Origin of the sequence: Pseudomonas sp. MIL19 (assembly GCF_028680365.1) — a bacterium.
Lineage (GTDB): Bacteria > Pseudomonadota > Gammaproteobacteria > Pseudomonadales > Pseudomonadaceae > Aquipseudomonas > Aquipseudomonas spirodelae.
In genome coordinates this window covers 1-26,084 of the sequence record NZ_JAPPVG010000032.1, presented here as the reverse complement: position 1 = coordinate 26,084, position 26,084 = coordinate 1, and the positions used below count along the sequence as shown (strand labels likewise).

The following is a 26,084-nucleotide window of genomic DNA, read 5'->3' as shown; positions in this document are numbered from 1 at the left end:
CTTCTGCCTTATCAAGCTGCTGAAAAACTACCTGCGTTGCCATTGCTGCGTTAAAAGCAGGCTCGAACTGCTCATTTACAGCTCGTAAAGTCGAATGCGACCCCAGTCGCGTTCTCGCCTGCTTTTGCCTTGCACTGGCTGCCTCGCTTACGTTTATCAACAGCCTGTTATCCCTTGCGGGTAAACGCCAGCACTCGCTCGTCGGCCACCGGAATCAACTCCGGATGCTGCCAACCTGCTACTTCACCTACTCCGACCACCAGCAGCCCTCCGGGCGCCAGGCGCTCGGCCAGGCGGTTAAGGATCTCGCGGCGACGCCAGCGACGAAAATAGATCAACAAGTTCTGACAAAAAATAACGTCCATTCCGGACATAGGCGCCTTGGCCAGCTCCAATACATTGAGCCGGGCGCAACACACGCGTGCGGCCAGGTTAGGCAGCACTTTAAAACGTCCATCATCCTGGGCCAGGAAGTAGCGCTGGCACAGGTCAGCATCCAACTGTTCCAGACGGCGCGCGCCGTATTGGCCATCGCGCGCCTTATTCAGCGCATTCAGGCTGATATCGGTGCCTGTTACCCCGAAATGATCCGGATGTTCACTTTCACGCAGAACCTCGGCAGCGCTGATGGCCAGTGAATAAGGCTCTTCACCACTGGCGCATCCCACGCTCCACAGCTCCCATGGCTGCGTCATGCCCTGCTGTAAACGCTCGCGCAAATAGCTTTCGAGCACTTCAAAGGACGGGCGATGACGAAAGAAACGGGTTTCCTGCACAGTCAGCCGATCCAGCAGGGTCGACCACTCCACCGCACCGCGGGGACCATCGGTGACCTGCTGGTAGTACGTGGCGTAATCCGTCACGCCCAGCTCACGCATTCGCGCACTCAGATTGGTTTGCAAAAACGCCTGCCGCCGCTCATTGAGAACGACCCCAGTACGTTCCTCAAGCAGCACCTGCCAGTCACGAAACTCCGTGGCTGTCATGTCTGCCAGAGGCTGCAAGGCCCAAACGCCTGACTGCATGTCGTGCCCCTCGCTTACGGCCATAGCCCGCTGTGCAACAGGCTTTCCAGCCTGTTGCACAGCAACCAATTAAGCCTGTTCACCACCCGGCAAGGTAAAACCGGATACCGACTTACGCATCTCACTGGCCATCTTGGCCAAGTTACCAATGCTCTTGGCGGTGGCAGTGGTACCGGAGGAGGTTTGCGAGGTGATCTCTTGGATCACGTTCATCGTGTTGGAAATGTGGCCTGCCGAAGAGGCCTGCTGGCGTGCCGCGTTGGAGATGTTCTGAATCAAGGCCGCGAGGGTCTTGGATACCTTCTCGATCTCTTCCAGTGCAACCCCGGCGTCCTGCGCCAGACGCGCACCGCGCACCACTTCGGAAGTCGTTTGTTCCATCGAGATAACGGCTTCGTTGGTGTCGGTCTGAATCGTCTTAACCAGTGCCTCGATCTGCTTGGTCGCCGCCGAGGAACGTTCTGCAAGGCGTTGTACTTCGTCCGCTACCACGGCGAAGCCTCGACCGGCGTCACCGGCCATGGAGGCCTGAATCGCAGCGTTCAGTGCGAGGATGTTGGTCTGGTCAGCAATGTCGTTAATCAGGCTAACGATGTCACCGATCTCCTGGGACGATTCACCGAGGCGTTTAATACGCTTCGAGGTGTCCTGGATCTGTTCACGGATGTTATCCATGCCGGTGATGGTGTTGTGCACCACTTCGTTGCCTTTGTTGGCGATGGCTACGGAACGTTCCGCTACCGCGGAGGACTCCGAGGCGTTCGCCGATACCTGGTCAATCGACACGGCCATTTCGTTAATCGCCGCAGAAGCACCGGCAATTTCCTGGGCCTGGTGCTCGGAAGCCTCGGCCAGGTGCATCGCCGTGGCCTGGGTTTCCTGGGCCGCACCGGCTACCTGAACGGCGGTCAGGTTGATCGTGGCTACCAGATCACGCAGCTGGTCGATGGAGTAGTTGATGGAGTCAGCAATGGCACCGGTGAAGTCTTCGGTTACCGTCGCGGCTACGGTCAAGTCACCATCGGCGAGGTCGGCAATTTCGTCGAGCAGGCGCAAAATTGCGGTTTGGTTACGCTCGTTCTTCTCGGCGGTGGAGGCCAAGCGACTGTTGGTTTCGCGCACCATCACCAGACCGATCAGGATGATCGAAGCCAGTGCCAAAGCACCCAGCACATAACCGATCAGGGTGTTGATCGCGCGGCCACTGGACTGCGCTTCAAAACCGACAGCCAATTCAGACGCTTTGTCCAACAGGGTCTGCGAAACGCTGAAGATCACGTTAGCCGACTCACGTACCTGGAACAGCTCAGGCGAGGTTTCGAGAATCTCGTCCACCGAGCCAGAAACGAACTCAAACAGCTCGGAAATTTCTGCGAGACGCTCAAGAGCCTCCGCGTCACCCACTTGGGTAATTTCCATGGCCGCGTTGCCTTCAAGCATCGCGCTCAACACACGACCGAACAGACTGGCGTCACGACCGAACATGTCAGCGGCTTGTACCGAGTCTTGGTCACCGGCCAGTACCTTGTTGACCGAACCGAGGATACGTTCTGCCAGCAAGGATTGACGCTGAGCAACCGAGACCTGAGCCGCTGGCGCGCCGCTTTCCAGCAGAATGTCGACCACTTCTTCGTACTCGACCTGCAGCTGCGGAATAGTTTCAGCGAGCGTGGCGGCTACCTGGTGCAACGACAGAACAGTCTGTTCGTTGGCCAGAATGGCGTCGGTGTTTTGCCGCAGCGTATCCCAGTCCTGCTGCACCGCAGTCATCTGCGGCTGCAGGGCCTCTGGAGCAGCTGGCAGACCGGTCTCTTCGTTACCGTCAGTCAGATAGCCCCAACGCGCCTGAAAGTCGTTACGTGCGTCACGCAGCAAACCGAACGCTTCTGGCGTACCGGCGGCAGCTTCAGAGGAGTTCTTGGCAATACGCTGGGACAGTACGCGCAGCTCACCGGCGTGGCCGATGTATTCCGTGTCGTAGTTGGATTGGGTGTTGATGTAGGCGAAGTTGGCGAACAACAACACGATCGACACGATCAGGACAATAAACAGCCCTGCGATCAATGTGCTACTGCGCGCACCTGCTAACAAATTACCTGCATTTAGTTTTTTCATTTACTGGCCCCCGCCTGGACCGACCGCACTACGGTTCCCATGTAACGCCAAAAGGCCGGCAATGCCGACCCCACCGATAAACTGTTAATACGCCACGTCGAGAAAACCCGCGTTCTGGGCCAGCGCGTGTGGGCTGAACACCAGCCAGGGCTGTTCACGTTGAAATACTCCGTGGATAAAAGGTGTGATGGACGCCTCGAGCGGCGGCAGCTGCTCGGAGAAGGTGTCCACTGGAAAATGCTGCATGCCAAACACTTCATCGACCGTAAGACCCGCAAAGACCTCTTGGTGATCGACGACTAACACTCGGCGTTTTTTGCGCAGCGGCGACAACTCATTGCCGAAGAAACCGCACAGATCCATGACCGGCAGCAAGCGTCCGCGCACGTTGGCTACGCCCTTCACCCAGCTTTTCACGCCGGGCAACAGGGTGTGACGCGGCTCATGCAGAACCTCGCCGACCTCACCCATGGGCGCAACAAAAAAGCGCTCGCCCATGCGAAAACCGATACCGCTCCAGGTTTGCACGACCGCTTGCTGCGAAGGCAAGCCAGCCGCCAGCGAACGACAAAGCGCGTCGATATCCAGAAGGGTTTGAAAAGGTGTTTGCGCGTCCGACATGCCAGCTGCGGCCTTATTGTTTTTTAATTGCCGACTGACTCGGTTTAACCGGCCAATACTGCATTCAAGGTTTTAACCAGGGTGTCTTCATCAACCGGCTTGGTCAGGTAATCCTTCGCACCCTGGCGCTTGCCCCAGACCTTGTCGGTTTCTTGATCCTTGGTGGTGACGATGATCACCGGGATATGGCTGGTGTCGGCATCTTTGGTCAGCTGGCGGGTCGCCTGAAAGCCATTGAGGCCAGGCATAACGATATCCATCAGCACCGCATCCGGCTTTTCCTGGCGTGCCAGGGCAACGCCATCGGCGCCATTTTCCGCTTTAAGTACTTGATGACCGTGCTTTTCCAGCATGGCGGTCAGTTTGTACATTTCAGTCGGCGAGTCATCAACAATCAGAATTCGAGCCATGGTGTTTCCCAATACTTTAAAAAGACGCGCAGCTGGTCAGCCAGGCGTCAGGACGCTTGTTCCACCGGAATAAAGTCGGGCACATGAGCCTTGATCGCCCCAAGCAGCTCTTCTTTGCTGAAGGGCTTGGTCAGGTATTGATCGGAGCCGACGATGCGCCCTTTGGCTTTATCGAACAAACCATCTTTAGAAGACAGCATGATCACCGGGGTGGATTTGAAAGCGCTGTTGTTCTTGATCAAGGCGCAGGTCTGATAGCCATCGAGTCGCGGCATCATAATGTCGACAAAAATGATATTTGGGTGAGTATCGGCGATCTTTGCCAAAGCATCGAAGCCGTCAACTGCGGTAATTACCTCGCAGCCCACCTTTTTCAGCAGGGTTTCCGCGGTGCGACGAATCGTTTTCGAGTCGTCGATCACCATCACCCTCAAGCCCTCGGAATGCTGTTCCATGTTTGCCCTACCATCGCCTCGGTGAGTCGTTATTTTTGCGTTATATCAGTGCGCCTGAGACCCTGTCACCGACGGGCTACCTCCCAATCGTCGGGCCTTTTTAGCACACTCTCCAGATGCAATCTATAAGCCGGCTGGGCCAAGGTTTTTCCTTGACCACCTGGCTTGTCAACGCCACCCTGACGCCATATCGCGTCCAGTCACACCCTAATCGCTACCATTTACGGAGAACACCGCCATGAGCGTCCGCCTCGGCATTGTCATGGATCCCATCGCCCAGATCGCCTTCAAGAAGGACAGCTCGCTGGCCATGTTACTGGCCGCGCAAGCGCGCGGCTGGACCCTCTTCTATATGGAACAGAAAGATCTTTACCAAGCCAAGGGTGTCGCACGCGCTCGGCTTTCAGAGCTTAAGGTATTCAACGATCCGCAACGCTGGTTCGAGCTGGGCAGTGAGCAGGATGTCGCGCTAAGCGAGCTGGATGTGATCCTGATGCGCAAGGATCCGCCCTTCGACAACGAGTTCGTCTACTCCACCTACCTGCTGGAGCAAGCCGAGCAAGCCGGCACGCTGGTGGTCAACCGCCCGCAAAGTCTGCGCGACTGCAATGAAAAGTACTTTGCCACCCAGTTCAGCCAATACACCCCGCCGACCGTGGTCAGCCGTAGAGCCGACATTCTGCGCGAGTTTGCCAAAGAGCAGCGTGACATCATTCTCAAACCACTCGATGGCATGGGCGGATCGATGATATTTCGCCATCGCGAAGGCGATCCCAATCTTTCGGTGATTCTCGAGACCCTGACCAATCACGGCCAGCAGCAGATTATGGCTCAGGGCTATCTGCCGGCGATCAAGGATGGCGACAAGCGCATCCTGATGATTGACGGCGAACCCGTGCCTTATTGCCTGGCACGGATTCCAGCGGCCGGCGAAACCCGTGGCAACCTCGCCGCCGGTGGCCGCGGCGAAGCCAGACCTTTGAGCGAACGCGACCGTGAAATCGCTGCCGCCGTCGGGCCAACCCTGCGTGAGAAAGGCCTGCTGTTCGTCGGCCTGGACGTGATTGGTGAACACCTGACCGAGATCAACGTCACCAGCCCGACCTGCATCCGCGAGATCGATACGGCCTTCGATACACGTATCGGCGAGCGCCTGATGGACAAAATTGCCGAGAAGCTCAATGCGCGCAGTGCTTCATAGACTTTTCCATGCACCCTCGGCAGACTGCGCGGCAACCTGAGCAGACCCGGCATGCAATGAACGCAACAGCCCAACTCCCAGAACTTCCCAGCGCCGGCGTACAGCCGGCGGACCGCTTGGGCTTTACCCTGTTCCTCGCTGCCGCGCTGCATGCCGCACTGATTCTTGGCCTGGGGTTTACCCTGGCCGAGCCCAGCCAGATCAGCAAAACCCTGGAGATCACCCTCTCCACCTTCAAAAGCGAAGAAAAGCCTAAAGAGGCGGACTTCCTCGCCCAGGACAATCAACAGGGCAGCGGCACCCTGGAACACAAAGCCGCGCCGAAAACCACTGAGCAGGCGCTGTTCCAGGACAGCGAGGTGAAGCGCGTAACCCCACCCGCCGCGCCGCAACAGCCCGCCGTGCGCCAGCAAGCCCCTAAAGCAGCTGTCGCCACGCGCGCCCCGCAACAACAGAAAACCCCGGTCAAACGCGAAGAAGCCAAGCCCACGCCGCAAACCCGACCAGCGCCGGTGTTTGACAGCGCTCAACTGTCGTCGGAGATTGCCAGCCTAGAGGCTGAACTGGCCTTGGAAGTGCAGCAGTACGCCAAACGCCCGAAGGTCCATCGCATCAGCGCGGCCTCAACCATGCGCGACAAAGGTGCCTGGTATAAAGATGAGTGGCGCAAAAAGGTTGAGCGCGTCGGCAACCTCAACTACCCCGATGAAGCACGCCGCCAGGGCATCTACGGCAACCTGCGCTTACTGGTATCGATCAACCGCGATGGCACGCTGTACGAAGTGCAAGTACTGGAATCCTCCGGACAGCGCCTGCTCGATCAGGCAGCACTGCGTATCGTGCGCCTAGCCGCACCGTTCGCGCCGTTCACCGGAGACCTGGCTGATGTCGACCGCCTGGAAATCATCCGTACCTGGCGCTTCGCCCGCGGCGACCGCCTGTCGAGTAACTGAGCAGCGACGCAAAACCAGCCAGGGACCATCACGGCTCAACGTATGGGCTTGAGGCTTGCCACGCAAAGCTCCAAACTACCCCCCATGAAAGACGCCAGCCCCAGCTACCTCAAGCACCATTTCCTGATTGCCATGCCGCACATGGCCGATCCGCGTTTTGCGCAGACCGTTACCTACCTGATCGACCATAACGCCCACGGTGCGATGGGCCTGGTGATCAACAAGCCTAGCGGCCTCAACCTGGCCGACGTACTCGAACAGCTGCGCCCGGATGAAGATCCACCGGTGCTGTGCCAGAGCCTGCCAATTTTTAACGGCGGCCCGGTGCAGACCGACCGTGGCTTTGTCCTGCACCCCAGCGGCCCGCAGTACCAAGCGACGCTGGAGCTGGGCGAGCTAGGTCTGTCGACCTCGCAAGACGTGCTGTTTGCGATTGCCGACGGCAGCGGCCCGGATAAATACCTGATGACCCTCGGCTATGCCGGCTGGGACGCCGGCCAGCTGGAAGCTGAGCTGGTCGACAACGCCTGGCTCACCTGCCCTGCAGACGCGAGCATCCTCTTCGACCTGCCCTTCGACCAACGCCTGAATGCCGCCGCCGCCCGCCTGGGCGTCAATCTCAGCCTGCTTAGCTCACAAGCCGGACACGCCTGATGACTGAAACCAAGACAAAGCCGCTGCGCCTGCTGCTGGGCTTCGATTACGGCAGCAAGCAGATTGGCGTCGCAGTCGGCCAGGTCATCACCGGACAAGCCCGCGAGCTGTGCATCCTCAAGGCGCAGAACGGCGTACCCGACTGGCAGAAAGTCGAAGCGCTGATCAAGGAGTGGCAGCCGGACGCCATCGTTGTCGGCCTTCCGCTGAACATGGACGGCACGAAAAGTGAGATGAGCGAGCGCGCAGAAAAATTCGCCCGCCGCCTTCACGGCCGCTTCAACCTGCCCGTACACACCCACGACGAGCGCCTGACCACCTACGAGGCCAAAGGCCAACGCCTGCAACAGGGACAAACCAGCGGCTACCGCGAACGCCCGGTCGACGCCCTTGCCGCCGCCCTGCTGCTGCAAGGTTGGCTTGAAGAAAACTGCCTGGGCTAACCCCCACTAAGATTGCACCTGGAGTGTTGCCATGAGCTTACCCAACCCGGCCGAACTGCTGCCGCAAATGGCCGCCGCCCTGACCAGCCACCTGAATAAACGACGGATCAGCGAGCCGCGCTTTATCGGCATCCGTACCGGCGGTGTCTGGGTCGCCCAAGCGCTACTTTCCGCGCTGAACCGCCAGGACGCCCTGGGTATTCTTGATGTGTCGTTCTACCGTGATGACTTCACCCAAAACGGCCTGCACCCTCAGGTGCAGCCGTCAGAGCTGCCGTTCGAAATCGAAGGCCAGCACCTGGTGCTGATCGACGATGTACTGATGAGTGGCCGCACCATCCGCGCCGCGCTTAACGAACTTTTCGACTACGGCCGCCCGGCCAGCGTAACCCTGGTCAGCCTGCTCGACCTGGATGCCCGCGAACTGCCGATCCGCCCGGATGTAGTCGGTGCAACCCTGTCACTGGCGGTGGATCAACGGGTAAAATTATCCGGCCCCACGCCCCTGACCCTCGAACTCCAGACGCTTGCCAACTGAGACTCGCCCGATGACGACCCAAGCCGCCAAGCGCCCGCTGCAGCTTAACGACCAAGGCCAGCTGCGCCATTTCCTCTCCATCGATGGCCTGCCGCGCGAACTGCTGACCGAAATTCTCGACACCGCCGACTCCTTCCTCGAAGTTGGCGCGCGTGCGGTGAAAAAGGTTCCGCTGTTGCGCGGCAAGACCGTGTGCAACGTGTTCTTCGAGAACTCCACGCGCACCCGCACCACTTTCGAACTGGCGGCTCAGCGCCTGTCAGCCGATGTCATCAGCCTTAACGTATCGACCAGCTCAACCAGCAAGGGCGAAACCCTGTTCGACACGTTGCGCAACCTCGAAGCCATGGCCGCCGACATCTTTGTCGTGCGCCATGCGGACTCCGGCGCAGCACATTTTATCGCCGAGCACGTGTGCCCGAACCTGGCGATCATCAACGGCGGCGACGGTCGCCACGCGCACCCGACCCAGGGCATGCTCGACATGCTGACCATCCGCCGCCACAAAGGCAGCTTCGAGAACCTCTCGGTGGCCATCGTCGGTGACATCCTGCACTCACGGGTGGCGCGCTCCAACATGCTCGCGCTGAAGACCCTCGGCTGCCCGGATATTCGCGTGATCGCGCCGAAAACCCTGCTACCGGTCGGCATCGAGCAATACGGCGTCACCGTGTACAGCGACATGGCCAAAGGCCTCAAAGATGTCGACGTGGTGATCATGCTGCGCCTGCAACGTGAGCGCATGAGCGGCGGCCTGCTGCCCAGCGAGGGCGAGTTCTACCGCCTGTTCGGCCTCACCGAGCAGCGCTTGAAACTGGCCAAACCCGATGCCTTGGTCATGCACCCAGGCCCCATCAACCGGGGGGTTGAGATCGAATCGGCCGTAGCCGATGGCCCGCAATCGGTGATTCTCAACCAGGTGACCTACGGCATCGCGATCCGCATGGCCGTGCTGTCCATGACCATGAGCGGGCAGAACGCCCAACGCCAACTCAATCAAGACGCTGAGGAGCAGAACTGATGCGTATGCGTATCCTCGGCGCCCGGGTAATTGACCCCAGCAGCCACTTCGATCAGCTCGCCGATATCTTTGTTGAAAGCGGCAAGATCGTCGCCATTGGCCAGGCGCCAGCCGGCTTTGTCGTCGAGCAAAGCATCGACGCACAGGGCCTAGTGGCCGCCCCGGGTCTGGTCGACCTGAACGTCGCCCTGCGCGAACCGGGTTATAGCCGTAAGGGCAGCATCGCCACGGAAACCCTGGCAGCGGCAGCCGGCGGCGTCACCAGCCTGTGCTGCCCACCCTTTACCAAGCCAGTACTGGACACCCCGGCGGTGGCCGAGCTGATTCTTGACCGCGCTCGCGAAGCCGGGCACACCAAGGTGTTCCCGATTGGCGCCCTGAGCAAAGGCCTGGAAGGCGAGCAGCTGGCAGAACTGGTAGCGTTGCGCGACGCCGGTTGCGTGGCCTTCAGCAATGGCCTCGATAGCTTTCACAACAACCGTACCCTGCGCCGCGCCCTGGAATATGCAGCCACCTTCGACCTGACGGTGGTCTTCCACTCGCAAGACCATGACCTCGCCGAAGGCGGCCTGGCCCACGAAGGCGCAATGGCCAGCTTCCTCGGCCTACCGGGTATTCCGGAAAGTGCGGAAACCGTGGCCTTGGCCCGCGACCTGCTGCTGGTTGAGCAGACCGGTGTACGCGCGCACTTCAGCCAACTGACCAGCGCCCGCGGCGCCCAGCTGATCGCCGACGCGCAAGCCCGCGGCCTGCCAGTGACTGCTGATGTCGCGCTGTACCAACTGATTCTCACCGACGAAGCCCTGGAAGGCTTCTCCAGCCTGTATCACGTGCAACCGCCACTGCGCACAGCCCGTGATCGTGACGGCCTGCGTGCCGCGGTAAAAAGCGGCGTAATTAGCGCCATTGCCAGCCACCACCAGCCGCACGAGCGCGATGCCAAACTGGCCCCGTTCGGCGCGACAGAGCCGGGTATCAGCAGCGTGCAACTGCTTCTGCCATTGGCCATGAGCCTGGTACAAGACGGTTTGCTCGACCTGCCGACCCTACTGGCACGCCTAAGCAACGGCCCGGCCGATGCGCTGGGCCTACCGCTTGGTCGGCTCACGGTCGGCGCTGCGGCCGACCTGCTGCTGTTCGACCCACAGGCATCGACGCTGGCTGGAGAAAGCTGGTTTTCAAAAGGCAGTAACTGCCCGTTTATGGGCCACTGTCTACCCGGTGCGGTGCGCTACACCCTGGTTGATGGGCACATCAGCTACCAGGCGTAAGCCGCGCAGCATGAAAAAGCCCGCCAATTGGCGGGCTTTTTCGTATCAAGACCTTAGCCGCGTTCGGCGTTTTTAATCGACACCTGGGTATTCAATGTCCAGAAGTCATACAGCACGCCCAACAGAAATAGGCCGCCGGTAAATAGGTAAATGATCCCGGTAATCCACTTGCCTTGGTACATACGGTGCACGCCGAAAATACCGAGAAAGGTCAACAGAATCCACGCCACGTTGTAATCGGTATCACCGGCAGTAAAACGCAGATCCGCTTCTCGATCCATGGCCGGGATCAGAAACAGGTCAACGATCCAGCCGATAAACAGCAAGCCGAAGGTGAAAAACCAGATGGTCCCGGTGACCGGTTTGCCGTAGTAGAAACGGTGTGCGCCGAGAAAGCCGAAAATCCACAGCAAATAGCCGATGAATTTGCTGTGCGTGTCCTGTCGCTGCATATGCGTGCCTCCTGATGGCTGATAACGCTTTGACGCCACACTCTACGCAAGGTTCGCCGAGCGGGGCAATCCGCTGAGCAGACTGCAAAAGCAGCGCTTGCTGCCTGCCTAAGATTATTAAATACTGTATGCATAAACAGCTATTTCAGGCACTACCATGCAGCTGATCGAGAAACTCACCGTGCTCGCCGACGCCGCCAAGTATGACGCGTCCTGCGCCAGCAGCGGCGCGCCCACACGCAGCTCAAAAGGCAAGAGCGGCATCGGCTCAACCAGCGGCATGGGTATATGCCACAGCTTCACCCCTGATGGTCGCTGCGTGGCCCTGCTGAAAATCCTGCTGACCAACTTCTGTCTGTATGACTGCCAGTACTGCGTTAACCGCCGCTCCAGCGACGTGCCGCGCGCGCGCTTTACCCCAGAAGAAGTGGTGACCCTGACTATCGACTTCTATAAACGCAACTGCATCAGCGGGCTGTTTCTCAGCTCCGGGATCATCCGCTCCGCCGACTACACCATGGAGCAGCTCATCCGCGTGGCTAAATTGCTGCGCGAAGAGCATGAGTTTCGCGGCTATATCCACCTCAAAACCATTCCCGACGCCGACCCGTTGTTGATTGCCGAAGCCGGACGCTATGCAGACCGCCTCAGCGTGAACATCGAGTTGCCCACCGAGGCCAGCCTAGTCCGCCTAGCACCGGAGAAACAGGTGCGCACCATCAAGCAGGCCATGCACTCGATTCATCTGGGTGAAAGCGAAGCCCGCACTGAAGTACGTGCGCCACGCTTCGCACCCGCCGGGCAAAGCACACAGATGATTATTGGCGCCGACGCCACCGATGACAGCACCATCCTGCACACCGCCGCCTCGCTTTATGACAATTACCGGCTGCGCCGCGTTTACTACTCGGCCTTCAGCCCAATACCGCAAAGCCCAAATACCGTGCCCTTCGAAGCGCCGCCGCTGCTTCGCGAACATCGCCTGTATCAGGCGGATTTCCTCATGCGTGGTTATGGCTTCGAGGCCAGCGAACTGCTCACCGGTCCCGGTAATCTGGCGCTGGATATCGACCCGAAACTGGCCTGGGCACTGAACAACCGCGAGCATTTCCCGGTTGACCTCAATCGTGCCGAGCCCGCCATGATTGCCCGCGTGCCAGGCATCGGCGTACTCAGCGCGAAACGCTTGGTCGCGCTGCGCCGCCAGCGACGTATCCGCTTTGAAGACCTCACGCGTTTGCGCTGCGCCCTGGAAAAGGCCAAGCCGTTTATCGTCACCCAAGACTATCGGCCACTGCAGGCCAGCCGCGAATCACTCCTCTTGCGCCAGCAATTGAGTGAAACACCAGCTCAGATGGCGCTGTGGTAATGCACAGCGCGCATTTCGATGGCAGCTTTGCTGGCTGGCGTGATACGGCCCGTGCGCTGCTGCGCCAGGGTCTGGCACCGCATCAAGTCAACTGGCGGGGGGACGGCGACCGCGGCGGCCTGTTTGACCAAGCACCCAGCCCAGTAAATACAACGCCTGCAGCTGAGGCGCCGCGCATCCCCAGGCAACTACTCGCGCTGCTGCAGAGCGCGGCATGCTTTCGGGTGGAGGACCGCTGGAGCCTGTTGTACCGAATTCTCTGGCGCGTCGCTCAGGGTGATCGCGCCGCCATGCTGCCCGGAGATATCGACGGCAGCCAGCTGCATAAGCGACTCAAAGCGGTACGCCGCGAAGCCCATCACCTGCATGCATTTGTGCGCTTTCATCCCCGCCCAGAGCCTGTCGAAGGCCCGCACCTGGTGGCTTGGCACGAACCTGCCCATGACATTCTGCACAGCGCCAGCGAACACTTCGTGGAACGCCTGGGCCGCAGCACCTGGCTAATTGCTACGCCAGATGACGGCATCTACTGGGATGGGCAGCATTTGCACTATCAGCGCCCCTGCCCGGATGGGTGGCAGCGCCTGGCGCAAACGCCTGAAGATGACGGACAAGCCTTGTGGCTGGCCTATTACGGCAGCACCTTTAATCCAGCGCGGCTAAACCGCAGCGCGCTGGAGAACAGCCTGCCGGTGCGCTTCTGGAAAAACCTGCCGGAAGGCCCGCTGATTCCCCAACTCATGAGCCAGGCCCGCGCCGGTGCACAGCGCGACGGTCAGGCTGCCGCCGTCGCCCAGCAGGCCGGCAAAAGCATTCGACGCAGCGCAGCAAAGGCGCCGCAGGTCAGCGAAAACGCCGACCCGGATCGTCCTCGCTGACTTCCAGCGACAAGCCCTGGCTCATGCTGCTCAGGTGATCGCCATCGGTTTCCGAACCGAGCTTGATCATCAGACGCAGGTCGTTGGCCGAATCCGCATATAGCAGCGCATCTTCGTAGGTGATCTCACCCTGGCTATAGAGGGTATAAAGCGCCTGATCGAAGGTTTGCATGCCCTGTTCGGTGGAGCGCTTCATCAGTGCTTTGAGTTCGTGCACATCGCCCTTGCGGATCAGGTCGGCGGCCAGCGGGGTGTTGATCAGCACCTCGATCACCGCGCGACGACCCTTGCCGTCGGGGGTCGGGATCAATTGCTGGGCAACGATAGCCTTGAGGTTCAGCGACAAATCCATCCACACCTGATTCTGCCGGTCCGCCGGGAAGAAGTTGATGATCCGGTCCAGCGCCTGGTTAGCGTTGTTAGCGTGCAAAGTGGCCAGACACAAGTGGCCCGTTTCAGCGAAGGCTACCGCATGGTCCATGGTTTCACGGGTGCGCACCTCGCCGATCAGAATCACGTCCGGAGCCTGACGCAGGGTGTTCTTCAGCGCCACCTCAAAAGATTCGGTGTCGATGCCCACTTCGCGCTGAGTAACGATGCAGCTCTGATGCTGGTGAATGTATTCGATCGGGTCTTCGATGGAGATGATATGACCGCTGCTGTTCTTGTTACGGTAGCCAATCATCGCTGCCAGCGAGGTTGATTTACCGGTACCGGTAGCACCGACAAACAACACCAAACCGCGCTTGGTCAGCGCCAGCTTCTTGAGGATTTCCGGCAGTTTCAGCTCATCCAGCGTTGGGATATTGGTTTCGATACGGCGCAACACCATGCCGGCCAGATTGCGCTGGTAGAAGGCACTGACGCGGAAACGGCCAATACCGCGAGCACTGATGGCGAAGTTGCACTCGTGATTCTCGGTAAAGTCGCGGCGCTGTTGTTCATTCATCACCGAATGCACGGTTTCACGGGTCTGCTCAGGCGACATGGGCGTCTTGGTGATCGGCATGATCTTGCCGTTAACCTTCATCGACGGCGGCACGCCAGCGGTAATGAACAGGTCAGAGCCACCCTTTTCGACCATCAGGCGCAGCAGTTTTTCGAATTCCATCGTTGTTCGCCCATGTGCATCACGCGGTTATGCAAGCGCCAGCGGCAGGCGCGTGTGTTGCCGCTGAGCTGAACCCGACAGGCGACGGCCTGCCAAGCGCTGTCGGTTTAGAAGTTTTCCGGGGTTTTGGCCTTCTCGCGCGCCGCTTCACGGCTAACGATGCCCTTGGAAACCAGGGTCTTCAGGCAGGAATCCAGGGTCTGCATGCCCAGCGAGCCACCGGTCTGGATGGCCGAATACATCTGCGCCACCTTGTCCTCACGGATCAGGTTGCGAATGGCCGGGGTGCCGATCATGATTTCGTGAGCGGCCACGCGACCGCCGCCAATTTTCTTCAGCAGGGTCTGCGAGATTACCGATTGCAGCGATTCGGAGAGCATGGAACGAACCATGGATTTCTCTTCGGCCGGGAAGACGTCAACCACGCGGTCAATGGTCTTGGCCGCCGAGGTGGTGTGCAGGGTGCCGAAGACCAGGTGACCGGTTTCCGCGGCGGTCAGCGCCAGGCGGATGGTCTCCAGGTCACGCATCTCGCCGACCAGGATGATGTCCGGGTCTTCACGCAGCGCCGAGCGCAGGGCCTCGGAGAAGCCGAGGGTGTCGCGGTGCACCTCACGCTGGTTGATCAGGCACTTTTTCGACTCGTGGACAAATTCGATCGGGTCTTCGACCGTCAGGATGTGGTGGTACTTGTTGCTGTTTATATAGTCGAGCATCGCCGCCAGGGTGGTCGACTTACCGGAGCCCGTAGGCCCAGTGACCAGCACCAGGCCGCGCGGCACATCGGAAATCTTGCGGAAAATTTCGCCCATCCCGAGGTCTTCCATGCTCAGCACTTTCGACGGAATGGTCCGGAATACCGCGCCAGAACCACGGTTCTGGTTGAAGGCGTTAACCCGGAAACGCGCCACACCCGGCACTTCGAAGGAGAAGTCGGTCTCGAGGAACTCCTCGAAATCCTTACGCTGCTTGTCGTTCATGATGTCGTAGATCAGCGCATGCACTTGTTTATGGTCCAGCGCAGGCAAGTTGATCCGGCGGACATCACCGTCAACCCGAATCATCGGAGGCAGGCCAGCGGAGAGGTGCAGGTCCGATGCACCTTGCTTGGCGCTGAAGGCCAACAATTCAGTGATATCCATGGGACTCCCTAATGACAGACAAGCAGGTAGAATGCCGCAAAACCCAGGCGGCGGGCGCGAGTAATGTCCACGATAGCAGAGAATATTGCAAAGGTCGGAGTGCGCATACGTGAGGCGGCGCAAGCCTCACAGCGAGATTGTGGGTCTATCGGCCTGCTCGCGGTGAGCAAAACCAAACCGGCTGCGGCGGTGCGTGAAGCATTTGCCGCCGGCGCCCAGGACTTCGGCGAGAACTACCTGCAGGAAGCGCTGGATAAAAAGGCAGAGCTGTATGACCTGCCACTGACCTGGCACTTCATTGGCCCGATCCAGTCGAACAAGACCAAGGCCATTGCCGAGCACTTCAGCTGGGTACATTCGGTGGACCGCCTGAAAATCGCCGAACGGCTGTCGGCGCAGCGACCGGCACACTTGCCGGCGCTGAATATCTGCCTGCAGGTCAATGTCAGCGGTGAAGCCAGCAAGTCCGGCTGCCACCCCGATGAACTCCCGGCCCTGGCACAAGCGGTTACACAACTGCCCAACCTGCGCCTGCGCGGATTGATGACCATTCCCGAGCCCACTGACGACCCCATTGAACAACGCGCCGCCTTCGCCCGTTTGCGCGAACTGCAGCAAGGCCTGAACCTGGGCCTCGACACTTTGTCCATGGGCATGAGCCATGACCTGGAAGCGGCCATTGCCGAAGGTGCAACCTGGGTGCGCATTGGCACTGCACTGTTCGGCGCACGTGATTACAGCAAGACCTGATTGAACTTGTCTTGAGCCTTATTGAGGAAACCCGTTATGACCACTCCCCGCATTGCCTTTATCGGCGCAGGCAATATGGCTGCCAGTTTGATCGGCGGCCTGCGCGCGCAAGGCATCGACGCCAGCGCCATTCGCGCCAGTGACCGTGGAGCCGAACAGCGCAGCAAAATCAGCACCGAGCATGGCATCGAAACCTTCGCCGCCAACGCCGACGCGATCAAAGATGCCGACATCATCGTGCTCTCGGTAAAACCGCAAGTGATGAAAGACGTCTGCCTGGACCTTGCCGCGCATGTCGGTGAGCAGCAGCTGGTGGTTTCCATTGCCGCCGGCATCAGCTGCGCCAGCCTGGAAAACTGGCTCGGCCCACGCGCCATCGTGCGCTGCATGCCCAACACCCCAGCCTTGCTGCGCCAAGGCGTCAGCGGCCTGTATGGCAATGCCCAGGTTTCACCAAGCCAGCGCCAGCAGGCCGAACAGCTGCTCAGCGCCGTAGGCCTGGCCCTGTGGCTGGATAAAGAAGAGCAGATCGACGCCGTAACGGCCGTATCGGGTAGCGGCCCGGCCTACTTCTTCCTGCTGATTGAAGCCATGACCGCGGCCGGTGAAAAGCTCGGCCTGCCGCATGACACCGCCGCCCAACTGACCCTGCACACCGCCCTTGGGGCGGCGCGCATGGCCGTGGCCAGCGATGTCGATGCCAGTGAACTACGCCGCCGCGTCACCTCGCCTGCCGGCACCACCGAAGCCGCCATCAAGAGTTTCCAGGCCGATGGTTTCGAAGCATTGGTCGAAAAAGCACTTAACGCTGCCGCCCACCGTTCTGCCGAGCTGGCCGAACAACTGGGCCGATAAGGAACGAAAATGATCGGACTCAACACCGCCGCTGTTTATATCCTGCAAACCATTGGCAGCCTGTACCTGCTGATCGTCTTGCTGCGCTTTATCCTGCAATTGGTTCGTGCGGACTTCTACAATCCGCTCAGCCAATTTATCGTGCGCGCCACTCACCCGCTGCTGAAACCCTTGCGCAAAGTTATCCCCAGCCTGGCCGGGCTGGACCTGGCGTCGCTGGTGTTAGCGATTCTGGTGCAGTTGGTGCTGATGGCACTGACCCTGATGCTGCTCGGCTATGGCCTGGATAACCCCGTGCAGCTGCTGGTCTGGTCGATCATTGGCGTCACCGCGCTGTTCCTCAAGGTGTTCTTCTTTGCCTTGATCATCAGCGTGATTCTCTCCTGGGTCGCGCAAGGCAGCCAAAACCCCGCGGTAGGCCTGGTTAACCAAATATGCGAGCCCTTGCTGTCGCCGATTCGCCGCATCCTGCCAAGCATGGGTGGGCTGGATCTGTCGCCGATCGTGGCGTTTTTAATTCTCAACTTGATCGACATGATGGTGATCCGCAACCTGGCGATCATGACCGGCATGCTCAAAGGCTTGAGCCTGGCGATCTAACCGACAGATGAGTCATTTCCGCTGGGACGGCAACGACCTGATCCTTGAATGCCATCTGCAGCCCAAGGCGAGCCGTGACGAATTCGCCGGGCTGCATGGTGATCGTTTGAAGATTCGCCTCACCGCCCCGCCCGTGGACGGCAAAGCCAACGCCCACCTGCTGGCCTTTCTGGCCAGCGCCTTGGCCGTCAGTAAAAGCCAGGTCAGCCTGGAAAGCGGTCAGCAGAGCCGGCAAAAACGCGTCCGCATCAAACAGCCGCAGCAGCTACCCGACGCACTCGAACTAACCACTCAGCAGGCCTGAGCGACCACAAGGCGGCGTGCGACGGCCTGCAATTGACGCCACAGCTGCGACCCGCATAATGCCTGGCAGGCCTATTCATGGGCTGGGTGGGCCTGACGCCACGCCACAGGTGTTAAAACATTGCCGGCCACGCCAGCCCGAGGCGCGGCATCGTTGAATCGGTGCACGGCAACTGCCCCGCAATGGATGAGCCAACTAGAGGAAAGCCAAGGATGAGCATGCAACGTCTCAGTGAGCAGGTTGACGCCTACGTCACCTGGAAGCGCGAGTTGATGCGCGAAATCACCCGCTACCGTAGCTGGCTGGTGAGCAATCGGCTGAACTCAGAGGCCGTAGAAGGCAAGCTTGAACGGGCGCTGAAACTGCTGCGCACCGACCACATTACCCTGGCGTTTGTCGGCGAGTTCTCGCGCGGTAAAACCGAGTTAATCAACAGCCTGTTCTTCTCGTCTTATGGCCAGCGCATGCTGCCGTCCCAGGCCGGGCGCACCACCATGTGCCCCACCGAGCTGTTCTTCGACCCGCAGTCGGAACGCTCATATATTCGCTTGCTGCCCATCGAAACGCGGGGGTCCGAAGCCAGCATCGCGCAGTTCAAGCGCGTCCCTCGGCACTGGGTGAATATCACCCTGGACCTCAGCGACCCGGACAACATGGTCCAGGCCTTTAACCAAGTGGCCCGCAGCAAACCCATGCCGGTTGAGCAAGCCATAGCCCTGGGCTTTCACCCGGACATGCTGGAAAGCACCCACCGCCCCGGCGAAGTGCTGGTGCCGGCCTGGCGTCATGCCATGGTCAACTTCGACCATCCGCTGCTGCGTCAGGGCTTGCGCATCCTCGACACTCCCGGCCTGAACGCCCTCGGCAGCGAGCCGGAACTGACCCTGTCGATGCTGCCCAACGCCCAGGCGATCATCTTCCTGCTGTCCGCCGACACTGGCGTCACCGTCAGCGACATGGTCGTGTGGCAGCAGCATATCCGTCAGCTCGACGAAGACACCCAGACCTGCCTGTTCGCCGTGCTGAACAAGATCGACGTGTTGTGGGATGACCTGGCGGGTGAGACCTTTGTGCAAAACGCCATCCGCATCATTCAGACCAACACTGCCAAGCAGTTGGGCATCCGGCCTGAAGACGTACTGCCGTTGTCGGCCAAACAGGCCATGCTGGCCAAGGTGCGCAAAGACGCCGACCTGCTGACGCGCAGCCAGATAAGCAACCTGGAAAACCTGCTGTGCGAGCGCATCATCGCGCAGAAAGAGCGCCTGCTCGAAGACCGTGTGGTCTTTCAGGTAATGGCTCTGCTGCAGAACAGCCAACACCTGCTCAACCTGCGCCTGGAGAAGGTCAACGAGCAGCAGGCCCTGCTGAGCAACCACCAGCACGACAATGGCCAGATGCTCTTTGAGCTGACCGCCAAGACCAAGGACGACCACAGCCAGCACCACAAACGTCTACTTGGCCTTAAAACCAACCAGCGCCTGCTCAAGCGCCAGGGCGACTTGCTACGCCATGCTTCACGCAGCGAGCGCCTGGATGAACACCTCAACACCGTACGCCGGGACCTCACTGGCAGCTGGACCACCCTGGGCATCAACCAGGCGATCCTGGATTTCTTCCGCAGCGTGGAGCAGGACCTGCACAACCTGAGCCAGGAAGCCGAGATGGCCAACACCATGGTGGCGGCCATCTACCGGCGGCACAACGAAGAAAACCCACTGCATGGCGTCGACGCCCCGCAGTTCAACGTCAACCGCTACAAGCGTGAACTCGAGCAGCAGCAGCGCAAAGCCGACCAGTTCCGCCTGCAGCTGAAAACCCTGCTGACCGAACAGCGCAGCCTGAGCAAACGCTTCTTCGCCACCCTGGTGCAGGAAGTCATCGGCCTGCATCAACGCATGCGCCAGGACGCCGAGCAGTGGGCCAACGATGCGCTGATGCCCTTGATGCAACACACCCTGGAACACAAACAGCTGCTGGAAACCCACATGCTGCGGCTCAAAGCCCTGGCGCAGGAAACCCAACAAGCACGCCAGCGCGGCCAGCAACTGGCGCGGTACAGCGCCGAGTTGGAGCAGCAACTGGCGCAGGCCAGCGACATGTTGCGCATTCTGCGCCGCCCGGCTCCCGCGCAACGTCAGGCTAAGGTGGTCAGCCTGCCAGGGCTTAGCCGGCCGCAGAGCATGGGCGAATAACCGCAGCCAGCAGCGCCTTATCCGCCATACACCCGCCGCCCCGTGTGCTTGCCGCACGGGGCGGCGCTCTTTAGACTGCGGCTCTTCCTTTATTGCGAGCAGGGTCGATGTCGATTGTTTTCCCCCAAGACTCTGTTGGCCTGGTCACTCCGCAAGTACTGCACTTCGCAGAACCTCTGGCGCTGGCTTGCGGGCGCAGCCTGGCTGACTATCAGCTGATCTTCGAAACCTATGGAGAGCTCAACGCCACGGCCAGTAACGCCGTACTGATCTGCCATGCCTTGTCCGGCCATCATCACGCCGCGGGCTACCACAGCGTGGATGACCGCAAGCCCGGCTGGTGGGACAGTTGCATCGGCCCCGGCAAGCCCATCGACACTAATAAGTTCTTTGTGGTCAGCCTGAACAACCTCGGTGGCTGCAACGGTTCTACCGGCCCCAGCAGCCTTAACCCGGCCACCGGCAAGCCGTTTGGCGCGGACTTTCCGGTAATGACCGTGGAAGACTGGGTGCACAGTCAAGCACGCCTGGCTGACAGCCTCGGAATCCAGCAGTGGGCCGCTGTGGTCGGTGGCAGCCTCGGTGGCATGCAAGCCATGCAGTGGACCATCAGCTACCCCGAGCGCGTGCGCCACTGCCTGGCCATTGCCTCGGCACCCAAGTTGTCAGCGCAAAACATCGCCTTCAACGAAGTCGCGCGCCAGGCGATCCTCACCGATCCGCAATTCCATGGCGGGCACTTCCAGGAACAAGGCGTGATCCCCAAGCGCGGCTTGATGCTGGCGCGCATGGTCGGCCACATCACCTACCTGTCGGACGACGCCATGGGCGAGAAATTCGGCCGTGGGCTGAAGAGTGAGAAGCTCAATTACGACTTCCACAGTGTCGAATTCCAGGTGGAAAGCTACCTGCGCTATCAGGGCGAAGAGTTCTCCACGCGCTTCGATGCCAACACCTACCTGCTGATGACCAAGGCACTCGATTACTTCGACCCGGCGGCCCAGCACGATGGCGATCTGGCCAAAACCTTGGCCGGGGTCAGCGCCGACTTCTGCGTGATGTCTTTCACCACTGACTGGCGCTTTTCGCCAGCGCGCTCGCGCGAGATCGTCGACGCCCTGACCGCGGCACGCAAGAACGTCTGCTACCTGGAAATTGACGCACCGCAGGGCCACGACGCCTTCCTGATCCCCATTCCGCGCTACCTGCAGGCGTTCGACAGTTATATGAAACGGATTAAGGTGTAGTCATGCGCGCGGATCTCGAAATCATCCAAGAGTGGATTCCCGCCGGCAGTCGCGTGCTGGACCTCGGTTGCGGCGACGGCGAGTTGCTCGCCTGGCTGACCGAGCACAAGCAGGTCAGCGGCTACGGCCTGGAAATCGATGCGGACAACATCGCCCAGTGCGTCAGCAAGGGCGTTAACGTGATCGAGCAAAACCTCGATAAAGGCCTGAGCAACTTTGCTAGCAGCAGTTTCGACGTAGTGGTGATGACTCAGTCACTGCAAGCCCTGCACTACCCCGACAAAGTGTTGGCGGAAATGCTCCGGGTCGGCAAAACCTGCATCATTACCTTCCCCAACTTCGCCCACTGGCGCTGCCGCTGGTACCTCACCAGCAAGGGCCGCATGCCGGTGTCGGACTTTTTGCCGTACACCTGGTTCAACACGCCGAACATCCACTTCTGCACCTTCGAAGACTTCGAAAACCTGTGCCACGACCAGGGCGCCAAAATCAAAGACCGTCTGGCCGTGGATCGCGACCATCGGCACGGCTGGGCCAGTCGTATCTGGCCTAATCTATTAGGTGAAATCGGCATTTACCGGATTAGCGGCGCAACACGCTAGGCGTACACGCCGACCGCTGAACGGGCTGTTGTTCAGATTGAATCAGGAGACTCCCCATGCATCGCATTGCCCTGTTGTTTATCGCCCTGTGCCTAAGCCTGCCCGCGCTCGCTGAACGCAAGCAAAGCTTTGGCGATTTGGATGTGCACTACATTGCCTTCAACTCCAGCTTCCTGCAGCCAGACATTGCCGCCGCCAACGGCCTGATCCGCAGCAAAACCCTGGGCGTGGTCAACATCTCTGTACTCAAGGACGGCAAGGCCAGCAACGCCAGCAACGCCAGCGTCAGCGGTGAGGTCAAAGACCTGGTCGGGCGCAGCCAGCCGCTGACCTTCAAGCAGGTAACTGAAGGCGCAGCCATCTACTACCTGGCGCAGTTCCCCTTCACTCAGCAAGAAATGCTGCGCTTCACCATCACCGTTCGCGCGGCCGATGGCGTAGCGCACAGCGTCGACTTCAACCAGGAATTTTTCCCAGACCGATGATCCACTTCAACGAACTGGTGCTGGCCAGCCATAACGCCGGCAAACTCAAAGAGCTGCAAGCCATGCTTGGCAGCAGTATGCGCGTACGCTCGGTGGGTGAGTTCTCATCCATCGAGCCGGAAGAAACCGGCCTGTCGTTTATCGAAAACGCCATTCTCAAGGCGCGTAACGCGGCGCGTGTTTCCGGCTTGCCGGCCTTGGCCGACGATTCCGGCCTGGCGGTGGACTTCCTCGGCGGCGCGCCGGGTATCTATTCAGCCCGCTATGCCGATGGCCAGGGCGATGCGGCGAATAACGCCAAGCTGCTCGAGGTGATGAAGGCCGTGCCGGATGCCGAACGCGGCGCGCAGTTCGTTTGCTGCCTGGCGCTGGTGCGGCATGCCGACGACCCGCTGCCGATCATCTGCGAAGGCCTCTGGCACGGGCGCATCCTCCACGCGGCGCAAGGTGTGGAAGGCTTCGGCTATGACCCGCTGTTCTGGGTGCCCGAACGCGACTGCTCCAGCGCCGAGTTGCCGGCCGCCGAGAAAAACCAGATCAGCCACCGCGCCCGCGCCATGGCCCTGCTGAAACAACGGCTGGGGCTGGCATGAGCCACACCTCCGGCGGCGGCTTCGAACTGCCGCCACTGGCGCTCTATATACACATCCCCTGGTGCGTGAAGAAGTGTCCGTATTGCGACTTCAACTCCCACACCGCCGGGCCAAACTTGCCGGAAGAGGCCTATGTTGATGCCCTTCTGGCTGACCTTGAAGCCGATTTGGCGCAGGTACATGGCCGGCCGCTGACCTCGATTTTCTTCGGCGGCGGCACCCCCAGCCTGTTTTCAGCCAAGGCGCTGGGGCGCTTGCTGCAAGGCGTCGAGCAGCGCGTGGCGTTTGCACCGGACATTGAAATCACCCTGGAAGCCAACCCCGGCACCTTCGAGCAAGCCAAATTTCGCGACTACCGCAGCCTGGGCATCAATCGCCTGTCGATTGGCGTGCAGAGCTTCCAGGCACCCAAGCTGATCGCCCTAGGGCGCATCCACGATGGCGATGAAGCCGTGCACGCTGCCGACATGGCCCGCGCCGCTGGTTTCGATAATTTCAATCTGGACCTGATGCACGGCCTGCCGGACCAGTCCATCGAGGACGCGCTGGGTGACTTGCGCATCGCCATCGCCCAGCAGCCGACGCACCTGTCCTGGTATCAGCTGACGGTTGAGCCCAATACGGTGTTCTGGAACCAGCCGCCGGTGATGCCCGAAGACGACATTCTCTGGGACATTCAGGAAGCCGGCCAGGCCCTGCTGGCCGCCGAAGGCTACGCGCAGTATGAAGTCTCGGCTTATGCCCAGGCCGGCAAGGCGGCGCGGCACAACCTGAATTACTGGACCTTTGGCGACTTTCTCGGCATCGGCGCCGGCGCTCACGCCAAGCTGAGCAGCCCGGACGGGCGCATCAGCCGCAGCTGGAAAACCCGCCTGCCCAAGGACTACCTGGACAGCAGTAAACGCTTCAATGCGGGCGAACGGGTGCTGAGTGCCGAGGAGCTGCCCTTCGAGTTTCTGATGAATGTGCTGCGCCTCACCGACGGCGTCGCCAGCGAACTGTTCACTCAGCGCACCGGCCTGCCGCTGAGCCAACTCGCAGCGGCACGCCTTGAAGCTCAGCAGCGCGGCCTGCTCCACAGCGACCCCGCGCGCCTAAGCGCCACCCGCGAAGGCCAGCTGTTTCTCAATGACCTGCTGCAACACTTTCTACCCTAACGCATGCGCCCACACGGCTAAGGAAACCTTGATGGACCTGCTACTTGACCTGATCGTTACCCTGTCACGCTGGAGCCGCAGCCACCTCTACGACATTTCACTGACCATCATGGCCACCCTGCTGGTGCTATTTGGACCCGGCATCAATGCCTGGGTGCAACGTAATACCAGCAGCATGAACTTCATCTTGCGCACGCTGATCTTCGTGCTGCTCTGTGCCGTCGGCTACGGCCTGCTGATCATCTTCGCCACGCCCTACCTGGCCAAGGGCCTGGGTTTCTTCAACAACTTCACCCTGGCGCCGATATTGATCCTGGTGTTCTTTATCATCGGCATCCTGGCCGACCGTAACTGACGCCCCGCCAGCCTGAGCTGACGGGGCAACGCGTCAGAACGGTTTGATCGCCACCTTGAGCACGCCATCACGCTGATGGCTGAACAGTTCGTAAGCCGCGACGATGTCATCCAGCGGGTACTCGTGGGTGACCAGCGCGCCGAGGTCGACCCGCCCCGAGGCCACCACGCTCAGCAAGCGGCGCATGCGCTCTTTGCCGCCCGGGCACAGCGAGGTGATGATTTTGTTATCACCCAGGCCGGCATGAAAGGCGCTCAGCGGAATCACCAGATCGGTTGAGTAAACGCCCAGACTGGACAAAGTCCCGCCGGGTTTAAGCACCCGCAGGGCATTCTCGAAGGTGGACTGCAGGCCAAGCGCCTCGATCGCCACATCCACGCCGCGCCCACCGGTCAGGCGCAGAATCTCCTCAACCACATCGACCTGGTTGAAATTGAGGGTGACATCCGCGCCCATCTTGTGGGCGATTTGCAGGCGCTGATCGACACCATCGACGGCAATGATGGTGCTGGCACCGCGCAGCTTGGCCCCAGCCGTGGCGCACAGGCCGATGGGGCCCTGGGCAAACACCACCACCACGTCGCCAATCTTGATATTCGCCGCCTCGGCCCCAGCAAAGCCAGTGGACATGATGTCCGGACACATCAGCACCTGTTCATCGGGCAGTCCATCAGGCACCGGCGCCAGGTTGGCCTGCGCGTCAGGCACCAGCACATACTCGGCCTGAGTGCCGTCGATTGTGTTGCCAAACCGCCAGCCGCCCATGGGTTTATAACCGTGGCAGGCGCAACCGCCATCCTGCGAGGGGACGCCATCCTGGCATGCATACGAGGTAAAGCTCGGGCAAATAGCACCGGCAATCACCCGCTGGCCTTCTGTATAGCCCTGCACATTACTGCCCAGCTTCTCAATGATACCGACGGGCTCATGGCCAATGGTCAGGCCCCTGGCGACCGGATACGCGCCCTTGAGGATGTGCACATCAGTGCCGCAAATAGTGGTGGTGGTAATGCGCACCAAGGCGTCGTTAGCGCCGACCGGCGGAATCGGCTTATCCACCAATTCGATGCGCCCAGGTTCGATAAACACTGCTGCTTTCATCATGCTCATGAACGTTCTCCATTACCGCCTGTAAGGAGAAATCACTGTAGTCCAGGTACGGCAAACCCGAACTGCCGTGCATCAACACCCGGCTTTCTGCCAGGATCGGGTAGGAGGCGGCCTCACGGCCGCCGTCCTCCCACACCACCGTGCGTACGGTTCCGTACACGGCGGTTCAGGC

30 protein-coding genes are annotated in these 26,084 nt (G+C 60.2%); 20 read left to right on the top strand and 10 right to left on the bottom strand.

Annotated elements, in window-relative coordinates; translation table 11 throughout:
• Positions 1-167: 167 nt before the first annotated feature.
• The 5 genes from N1078_RS16420 to pilG all read right to left on the bottom strand — a co-directional run bounded on the left by N1078_RS16420 (position 168) and on the right by pilG (position 4,626).
• Entirely contained in the window at positions 168-1,025 is an 858-nt protein-coding gene (locus N1078_RS16420; protein ID WP_274089226.1) for a protein-glutamate O-methyltransferase, read from the bottom strand.
• Positions 1,026-1,094: 69 nt separating this feature from the next.
• Positions 1,095-3,140: a methyl-accepting chemotaxis protein gene (locus N1078_RS16415; protein ID WP_274089225.1), complete on the bottom strand. Its 2,046-nt coding sequence runs from the start codon at positions 3,138-3,140 to the stop codon at positions 1,095-1,097.
• Positions 3,141-3,224: 84 nt separating this feature from the next.
• Entirely contained in the window at positions 3,225-3,761 is a 537-nt protein-coding gene (locus tag N1078_RS16410; protein WP_274089224.1) for a chemotaxis protein CheW, read from the bottom strand.
• A 44-nt stretch (positions 3,762-3,805) separates the two neighbouring features.
• Positions 3,806-4,171, bottom strand: a complete 366-nt coding sequence (gene pilH, locus N1078_RS16405; RefSeq protein ID WP_090250086.1) for a twitching motility response regulator PilH — start codon at positions 4,169-4,171, stop codon at positions 3,806-3,808.
• A 47-nt stretch (positions 4,172-4,218) separates the two neighbouring features.
• A complete protein-coding gene (gene pilG, locus N1078_RS16400; RefSeq protein WP_090446514.1) occupies positions 4,219-4,626 on the bottom strand; it encodes a twitching motility response regulator PilG in 408 nt (135 codons plus the stop codon).
• Between the two features lie 238 nt (positions 4,627-4,864).
• On the opposite strand from pilG, the gene gshB reads away from it, so the two are divergent.
• From gshB to N1078_RS16365, 7 genes are all read left to right on the top strand, one after another.
• On the top strand, positions 4,865-5,827 hold the full coding sequence (gshB, locus tag N1078_RS16395) for a glutathione synthase (RefSeq protein ID WP_274089223.1): 963 nt from the start codon (positions 4,865-4,867) through the stop codon (positions 5,825-5,827).
• Positions 5,828-5,883: 56 nt separating this feature from the next.
• Positions 5,884-6,780: an energy transducer TonB gene (locus N1078_RS16390; RefSeq protein WP_274089222.1), complete on the top strand. Its 897-nt coding sequence runs from the start codon at positions 5,884-5,886 to the stop codon at positions 6,778-6,780.
• A gap of 84 nt (positions 6,781-6,864) precedes the next feature.
• Positions 6,865-7,434: a YqgE/AlgH family protein gene (locus N1078_RS16385; RefSeq protein WP_274089221.1), complete on the top strand. Its 570-nt coding sequence runs from the start codon at positions 6,865-6,867 to the stop codon at positions 7,432-7,434.
• A complete protein-coding gene (ruvX, locus tag N1078_RS16380) occupies positions 7,434-7,877 on the top strand; it encodes a Holliday junction resolvase RuvX (RefSeq protein ID WP_274089220.1) in 444 nt (147 codons plus the stop codon). The genes N1078_RS16385 and ruvX overlap by 1 nt, the downstream gene beginning before the upstream one ends.
• Before the next feature lie 31 nt (positions 7,878-7,908).
• Positions 7,909-8,415 carry a bifunctional pyr operon transcriptional regulator/uracil phosphoribosyltransferase PyrR gene (gene pyrR / locus N1078_RS16375; RefSeq protein ID WP_274089219.1) on the top strand — a complete coding sequence of 169 codons (507 nt, stop codon included), beginning with the start codon at positions 7,909-7,911 and terminating at the stop codon, positions 8,413-8,415.
• 10 nt (positions 8,416-8,425) lie between these two features.
• Positions 8,426-9,436: an aspartate carbamoyltransferase catalytic subunit gene (locus N1078_RS16370; protein ID WP_274089218.1), complete on the top strand. Its 1,011-nt coding sequence runs from the start codon at positions 8,426-8,428 to the stop codon at positions 9,434-9,436.
• Positions 9,436-10,707 (top strand): dihydroorotase, encoded by a 1,272-nt coding sequence (locus tag N1078_RS16365; protein WP_274089217.1) that lies wholly within the window; start codon positions 9,436-9,438, stop codon positions 10,705-10,707. The genes N1078_RS16370 and N1078_RS16365 overlap by 1 nt, the downstream gene beginning before the upstream one ends.
• 53 nt (positions 10,708-10,760) lie before the next feature.
• Here N1078_RS16365 and N1078_RS16360 read toward each other — a convergent pair whose 3' ends face one another.
• Complete coding sequence (locus N1078_RS16360; protein WP_274089216.1) at positions 10,761-11,159, bottom strand: NINE protein; 399 nt, start codon at positions 11,157-11,159, stop codon at positions 10,761-10,763.
• Positions 11,160-11,316: 157 nt separating this feature from the next.
• Between N1078_RS16360 and N1078_RS16355 the strand changes: the two genes are divergently transcribed.
• Entirely contained in the window at positions 11,317-12,528 is a 1,212-nt protein-coding gene (locus N1078_RS16355; protein WP_274089215.1) for a putative DNA modification/repair radical SAM protein, read from the top strand.
• Complete coding sequence (locus N1078_RS16350) at positions 12,528-13,406, top strand: TIGR03915 family putative DNA repair protein (RefSeq protein ID WP_274089214.1); 879 nt, start codon at positions 12,528-12,530, stop codon at positions 13,404-13,406. Before N1078_RS16355 ends, N1078_RS16350 begins: the two co-directional genes overlap by 1 nt.
• On the opposite strand, the gene N1078_RS16345 is transcribed toward N1078_RS16350, so the two are convergent.
• Both N1078_RS16345 and N1078_RS16340 read right to left on the bottom strand, forming a co-directional pair.
• A complete protein-coding gene (locus tag N1078_RS16345; protein ID WP_274089213.1) occupies positions 13,372-14,517 on the bottom strand; it encodes a PilT/PilU family type 4a pilus ATPase in 1,146 nt (381 codons plus the stop codon). The genes N1078_RS16350 and N1078_RS16345 overlap by 35 nt on opposite strands.
• Before the next feature lie 107 nt (positions 14,518-14,624).
• Complete coding sequence (locus tag N1078_RS16340; protein WP_090240439.1) at positions 14,625-15,659, bottom strand: type IV pilus twitching motility protein PilT; 1,035 nt, start codon at positions 15,657-15,659, stop codon at positions 14,625-14,627.
• Positions 15,660-15,722: 63 nt separating this feature from the next.
• On the opposite strand from N1078_RS16340, the gene N1078_RS16335 reads away from it, so the two are divergent.
• From N1078_RS16335 to N1078_RS16285, 11 genes are all read left to right on the top strand, one after another.
• Positions 15,723-16,409, top strand: a complete 687-nt coding sequence (locus tag N1078_RS16335) for a YggS family pyridoxal phosphate-dependent enzyme (protein ID WP_274089212.1) — start codon at positions 15,723-15,725, stop codon at positions 16,407-16,409.
• 36 nt (positions 16,410-16,445) lie between these two features.
• On the top strand, positions 16,446-17,264 hold the full coding sequence (proC, locus tag N1078_RS16330; protein ID WP_274089211.1) for a pyrroline-5-carboxylate reductase: 819 nt from the start codon (positions 16,446-16,448) through the stop codon (positions 17,262-17,264).
• A 9-nt stretch (positions 17,265-17,273) separates the two neighbouring features.
• Positions 17,274-17,864, top strand: a complete 591-nt coding sequence (locus tag N1078_RS16325) for a YggT family protein (protein ID WP_274089210.1) — start codon at positions 17,274-17,276, stop codon at positions 17,862-17,864.
• Between the two features lie 7 nt (positions 17,865-17,871).
• A complete protein-coding gene (locus N1078_RS16320) occupies positions 17,872-18,168 on the top strand; it encodes a DUF167 family protein (protein WP_274089209.1) in 297 nt (98 codons plus the stop codon).
• A 212-nt stretch (positions 18,169-18,380) separates the two neighbouring features.
• Positions 18,381-20,363: a dynamin-like GTPase family protein gene (locus N1078_RS16315; protein WP_274089208.1), complete on the top strand. Its 1,983-nt coding sequence runs from the start codon at positions 18,381-18,383 to the stop codon at positions 20,361-20,363.
• Between the two features lie 107 nt (positions 20,364-20,470).
• Positions 20,471-21,610 carry a homoserine O-succinyltransferase MetX gene (gene metX / locus N1078_RS16310; protein ID WP_274089207.1) on the top strand — a complete coding sequence of 380 codons (1,140 nt, stop codon included), beginning with the start codon at positions 20,471-20,473 and terminating at the stop codon, positions 21,608-21,610.
• Positions 21,611-21,612: 2 nt separating this feature from the next.
• Positions 21,613-22,212, top strand: coding sequence for a methionine biosynthesis protein MetW (metW, locus tag N1078_RS16305; RefSeq protein WP_274089206.1), 600 nt, complete (start codon positions 21,613-21,615; stop codon positions 22,210-22,212).
• A gap of 56 nt (positions 22,213-22,268) precedes the next feature.
• Complete coding sequence (locus N1078_RS16300; protein ID WP_274089205.1) at positions 22,269-22,697, top strand: DUF4426 domain-containing protein; 429 nt, start codon at positions 22,269-22,271, stop codon at positions 22,695-22,697.
• Positions 22,694-23,290, top strand: coding sequence for an RdgB/HAM1 family non-canonical purine NTP pyrophosphatase (rdgB, locus tag N1078_RS16295; RefSeq protein ID WP_274089204.1), 597 nt, complete (start codon positions 22,694-22,696; stop codon positions 23,288-23,290). Before N1078_RS16300 ends, rdgB begins: the two co-directional genes overlap by 4 nt.
• Positions 23,287-24,447 carry a radical SAM family heme chaperone HemW gene (gene hemW, locus N1078_RS16290; RefSeq protein WP_274089203.1) on the top strand — a complete coding sequence of 387 codons (1,161 nt, stop codon included), beginning with the start codon at positions 23,287-23,289 and terminating at the stop codon, positions 24,445-24,447. The genes rdgB and hemW overlap by 4 nt, the downstream gene beginning before the upstream one ends.
• A 31-nt stretch (positions 24,448-24,478) precedes the next feature.
• Positions 24,479-24,802, top strand: coding sequence for a DUF3392 domain-containing protein (locus N1078_RS16285; protein ID WP_274089202.1), 324 nt, complete (start codon positions 24,479-24,481; stop codon positions 24,800-24,802).
• Between the two features lie 33 nt (positions 24,803-24,835).
• Here the strand turns inward: N1078_RS16285 and N1078_RS16280 are convergent, their stop codons facing one another.
• A complete protein-coding gene (locus N1078_RS16280) occupies positions 24,836-25,912 on the bottom strand; it encodes an NAD(P)-dependent alcohol dehydrogenase (RefSeq protein WP_274089201.1) in 1,077 nt (358 codons plus the stop codon).
• Complete coding sequence (locus N1078_RS16275; protein WP_274089200.1) at positions 25,854-26,072, bottom strand: hypothetical protein; 219 nt, start codon at positions 26,070-26,072, stop codon at positions 25,854-25,856. The genes N1078_RS16280 and N1078_RS16275 overlap by 59 nt, the downstream gene beginning before the upstream one ends.
• Positions 26,073-26,084 lie beyond the last annotated feature (12 nt).

Bases quoted from the DNA above. Each gene is read 5' to 3' on its own strand.
- N1078_RS16420 (WP_274089226.1), bottom strand. From the start codon at position 1,025: ATGCAGTCAGGCGTTTGGGCCTTGCAGCCTCTGGCAGACATGACAGCC.
- N1078_RS16415 (WP_274089225.1), bottom strand. From the start codon at position 3,140: ATGAAAAAACTAAATGCAGGTAATTTGTTAGCAGGTGCGCGCAGTAGC.
- N1078_RS16410 (WP_274089224.1), bottom strand. From the start codon at position 3,761: ATGTCGGACGCGCAAACACCTTTTCAAACCCTTCTGGATATCGACGCG.
- pilH (WP_090250086.1), bottom strand. From the start codon at position 4,171: ATGGCTCGAATTCTGATTGTTGATGACTCGCCGACTGAAATGTACAAA.
- pilG (WP_090446514.1), bottom strand. From the start codon at position 4,626: ATGGAACAGCATTCCGAGGGCTTGAGGGTGATGGTGATCGACGACTCG.
- gshB (WP_274089223.1), top strand. From the start codon at position 4,865: ATGAGCGTCCGCCTCGGCATTGTCATGGATCCCATCGCCCAGATCGCC.
- N1078_RS16390 (WP_274089222.1), top strand. From the start codon at position 5,884: ATGAACGCAACAGCCCAACTCCCAGAACTTCCCAGCGCCGGCGTACAG.
- N1078_RS16385 (WP_274089221.1), top strand. From the start codon at position 6,865: ATGAAAGACGCCAGCCCCAGCTACCTCAAGCACCATTTCCTGATTGCC.
- ruvX (WP_274089220.1), top strand. From the start codon at position 7,434: ATGACTGAAACCAAGACAAAGCCGCTGCGCCTGCTGCTGGGCTTCGAT.
- pyrR (WP_274089219.1), top strand. From the start codon at position 7,909: ATGAGCTTACCCAACCCGGCCGAACTGCTGCCGCAAATGGCCGCCGCC.
- N1078_RS16370 (WP_274089218.1), top strand. From the start codon at position 8,426: ATGACGACCCAAGCCGCCAAGCGCCCGCTGCAGCTTAACGACCAAGGC.
- N1078_RS16365 (WP_274089217.1), top strand. From the start codon at position 9,436: ATGCGTATGCGTATCCTCGGCGCCCGGGTAATTGACCCCAGCAGCCAC.
- N1078_RS16360 (WP_274089216.1), bottom strand. From the start codon at position 11,159: ATGCAGCGACAGGACACGCACAGCAAATTCATCGGCTATTTGCTGTGG.
- N1078_RS16355 (WP_274089215.1), top strand. From the start codon at position 11,317: ATGCAGCTGATCGAGAAACTCACCGTGCTCGCCGACGCCGCCAAGTAT.
- N1078_RS16350 (WP_274089214.1), top strand. From the start codon at position 12,528: ATGCACAGCGCGCATTTCGATGGCAGCTTTGCTGGCTGGCGTGATACG.
- N1078_RS16345 (WP_274089213.1), bottom strand. From the start codon at position 14,517: ATGGAATTCGAAAAACTGCTGCGCCTGATGGTCGAAAAGGGTGGCTCT.
- N1078_RS16340 (WP_090240439.1), bottom strand. From the start codon at position 15,659: ATGGATATCACTGAATTGTTGGCCTTCAGCGCCAAGCAAGGTGCATCG.
- N1078_RS16335 (WP_274089212.1), top strand. From the start codon at position 15,723: ATGTCCACGATAGCAGAGAATATTGCAAAGGTCGGAGTGCGCATACGT.
- proC (WP_274089211.1), top strand. From the start codon at position 16,446: ATGACCACTCCCCGCATTGCCTTTATCGGCGCAGGCAATATGGCTGCC.
- N1078_RS16325 (WP_274089210.1), top strand. From the start codon at position 17,274: ATGATCGGACTCAACACCGCCGCTGTTTATATCCTGCAAACCATTGGC.
- N1078_RS16320 (WP_274089209.1), top strand. From the start codon at position 17,872: ATGAGTCATTTCCGCTGGGACGGCAACGACCTGATCCTTGAATGCCAT.
- N1078_RS16315 (WP_274089208.1), top strand. From the start codon at position 18,381: ATGAGCATGCAACGTCTCAGTGAGCAGGTTGACGCCTACGTCACCTGG.
- metX (WP_274089207.1), top strand. From the start codon at position 20,471: ATGTCGATTGTTTTCCCCCAAGACTCTGTTGGCCTGGTCACTCCGCAA.
- metW (WP_274089206.1), top strand. From the start codon at position 21,613: ATGCGCGCGGATCTCGAAATCATCCAAGAGTGGATTCCCGCCGGCAGT.
- N1078_RS16300 (WP_274089205.1), top strand. From the start codon at position 22,269: ATGCATCGCATTGCCCTGTTGTTTATCGCCCTGTGCCTAAGCCTGCCC.
- rdgB (WP_274089204.1), top strand. From the start codon at position 22,694: ATGATCCACTTCAACGAACTGGTGCTGGCCAGCCATAACGCCGGCAAA.
- hemW (WP_274089203.1), top strand. From the start codon at position 23,287: ATGAGCCACACCTCCGGCGGCGGCTTCGAACTGCCGCCACTGGCGCTC.
- N1078_RS16285 (WP_274089202.1), top strand. From the start codon at position 24,479: ATGGACCTGCTACTTGACCTGATCGTTACCCTGTCACGCTGGAGCCGC.
- N1078_RS16280 (WP_274089201.1), bottom strand. From the start codon at position 25,912: ATGAGCATGATGAAAGCAGCAGTGTTTATCGAACCTGGGCGCATCGAA.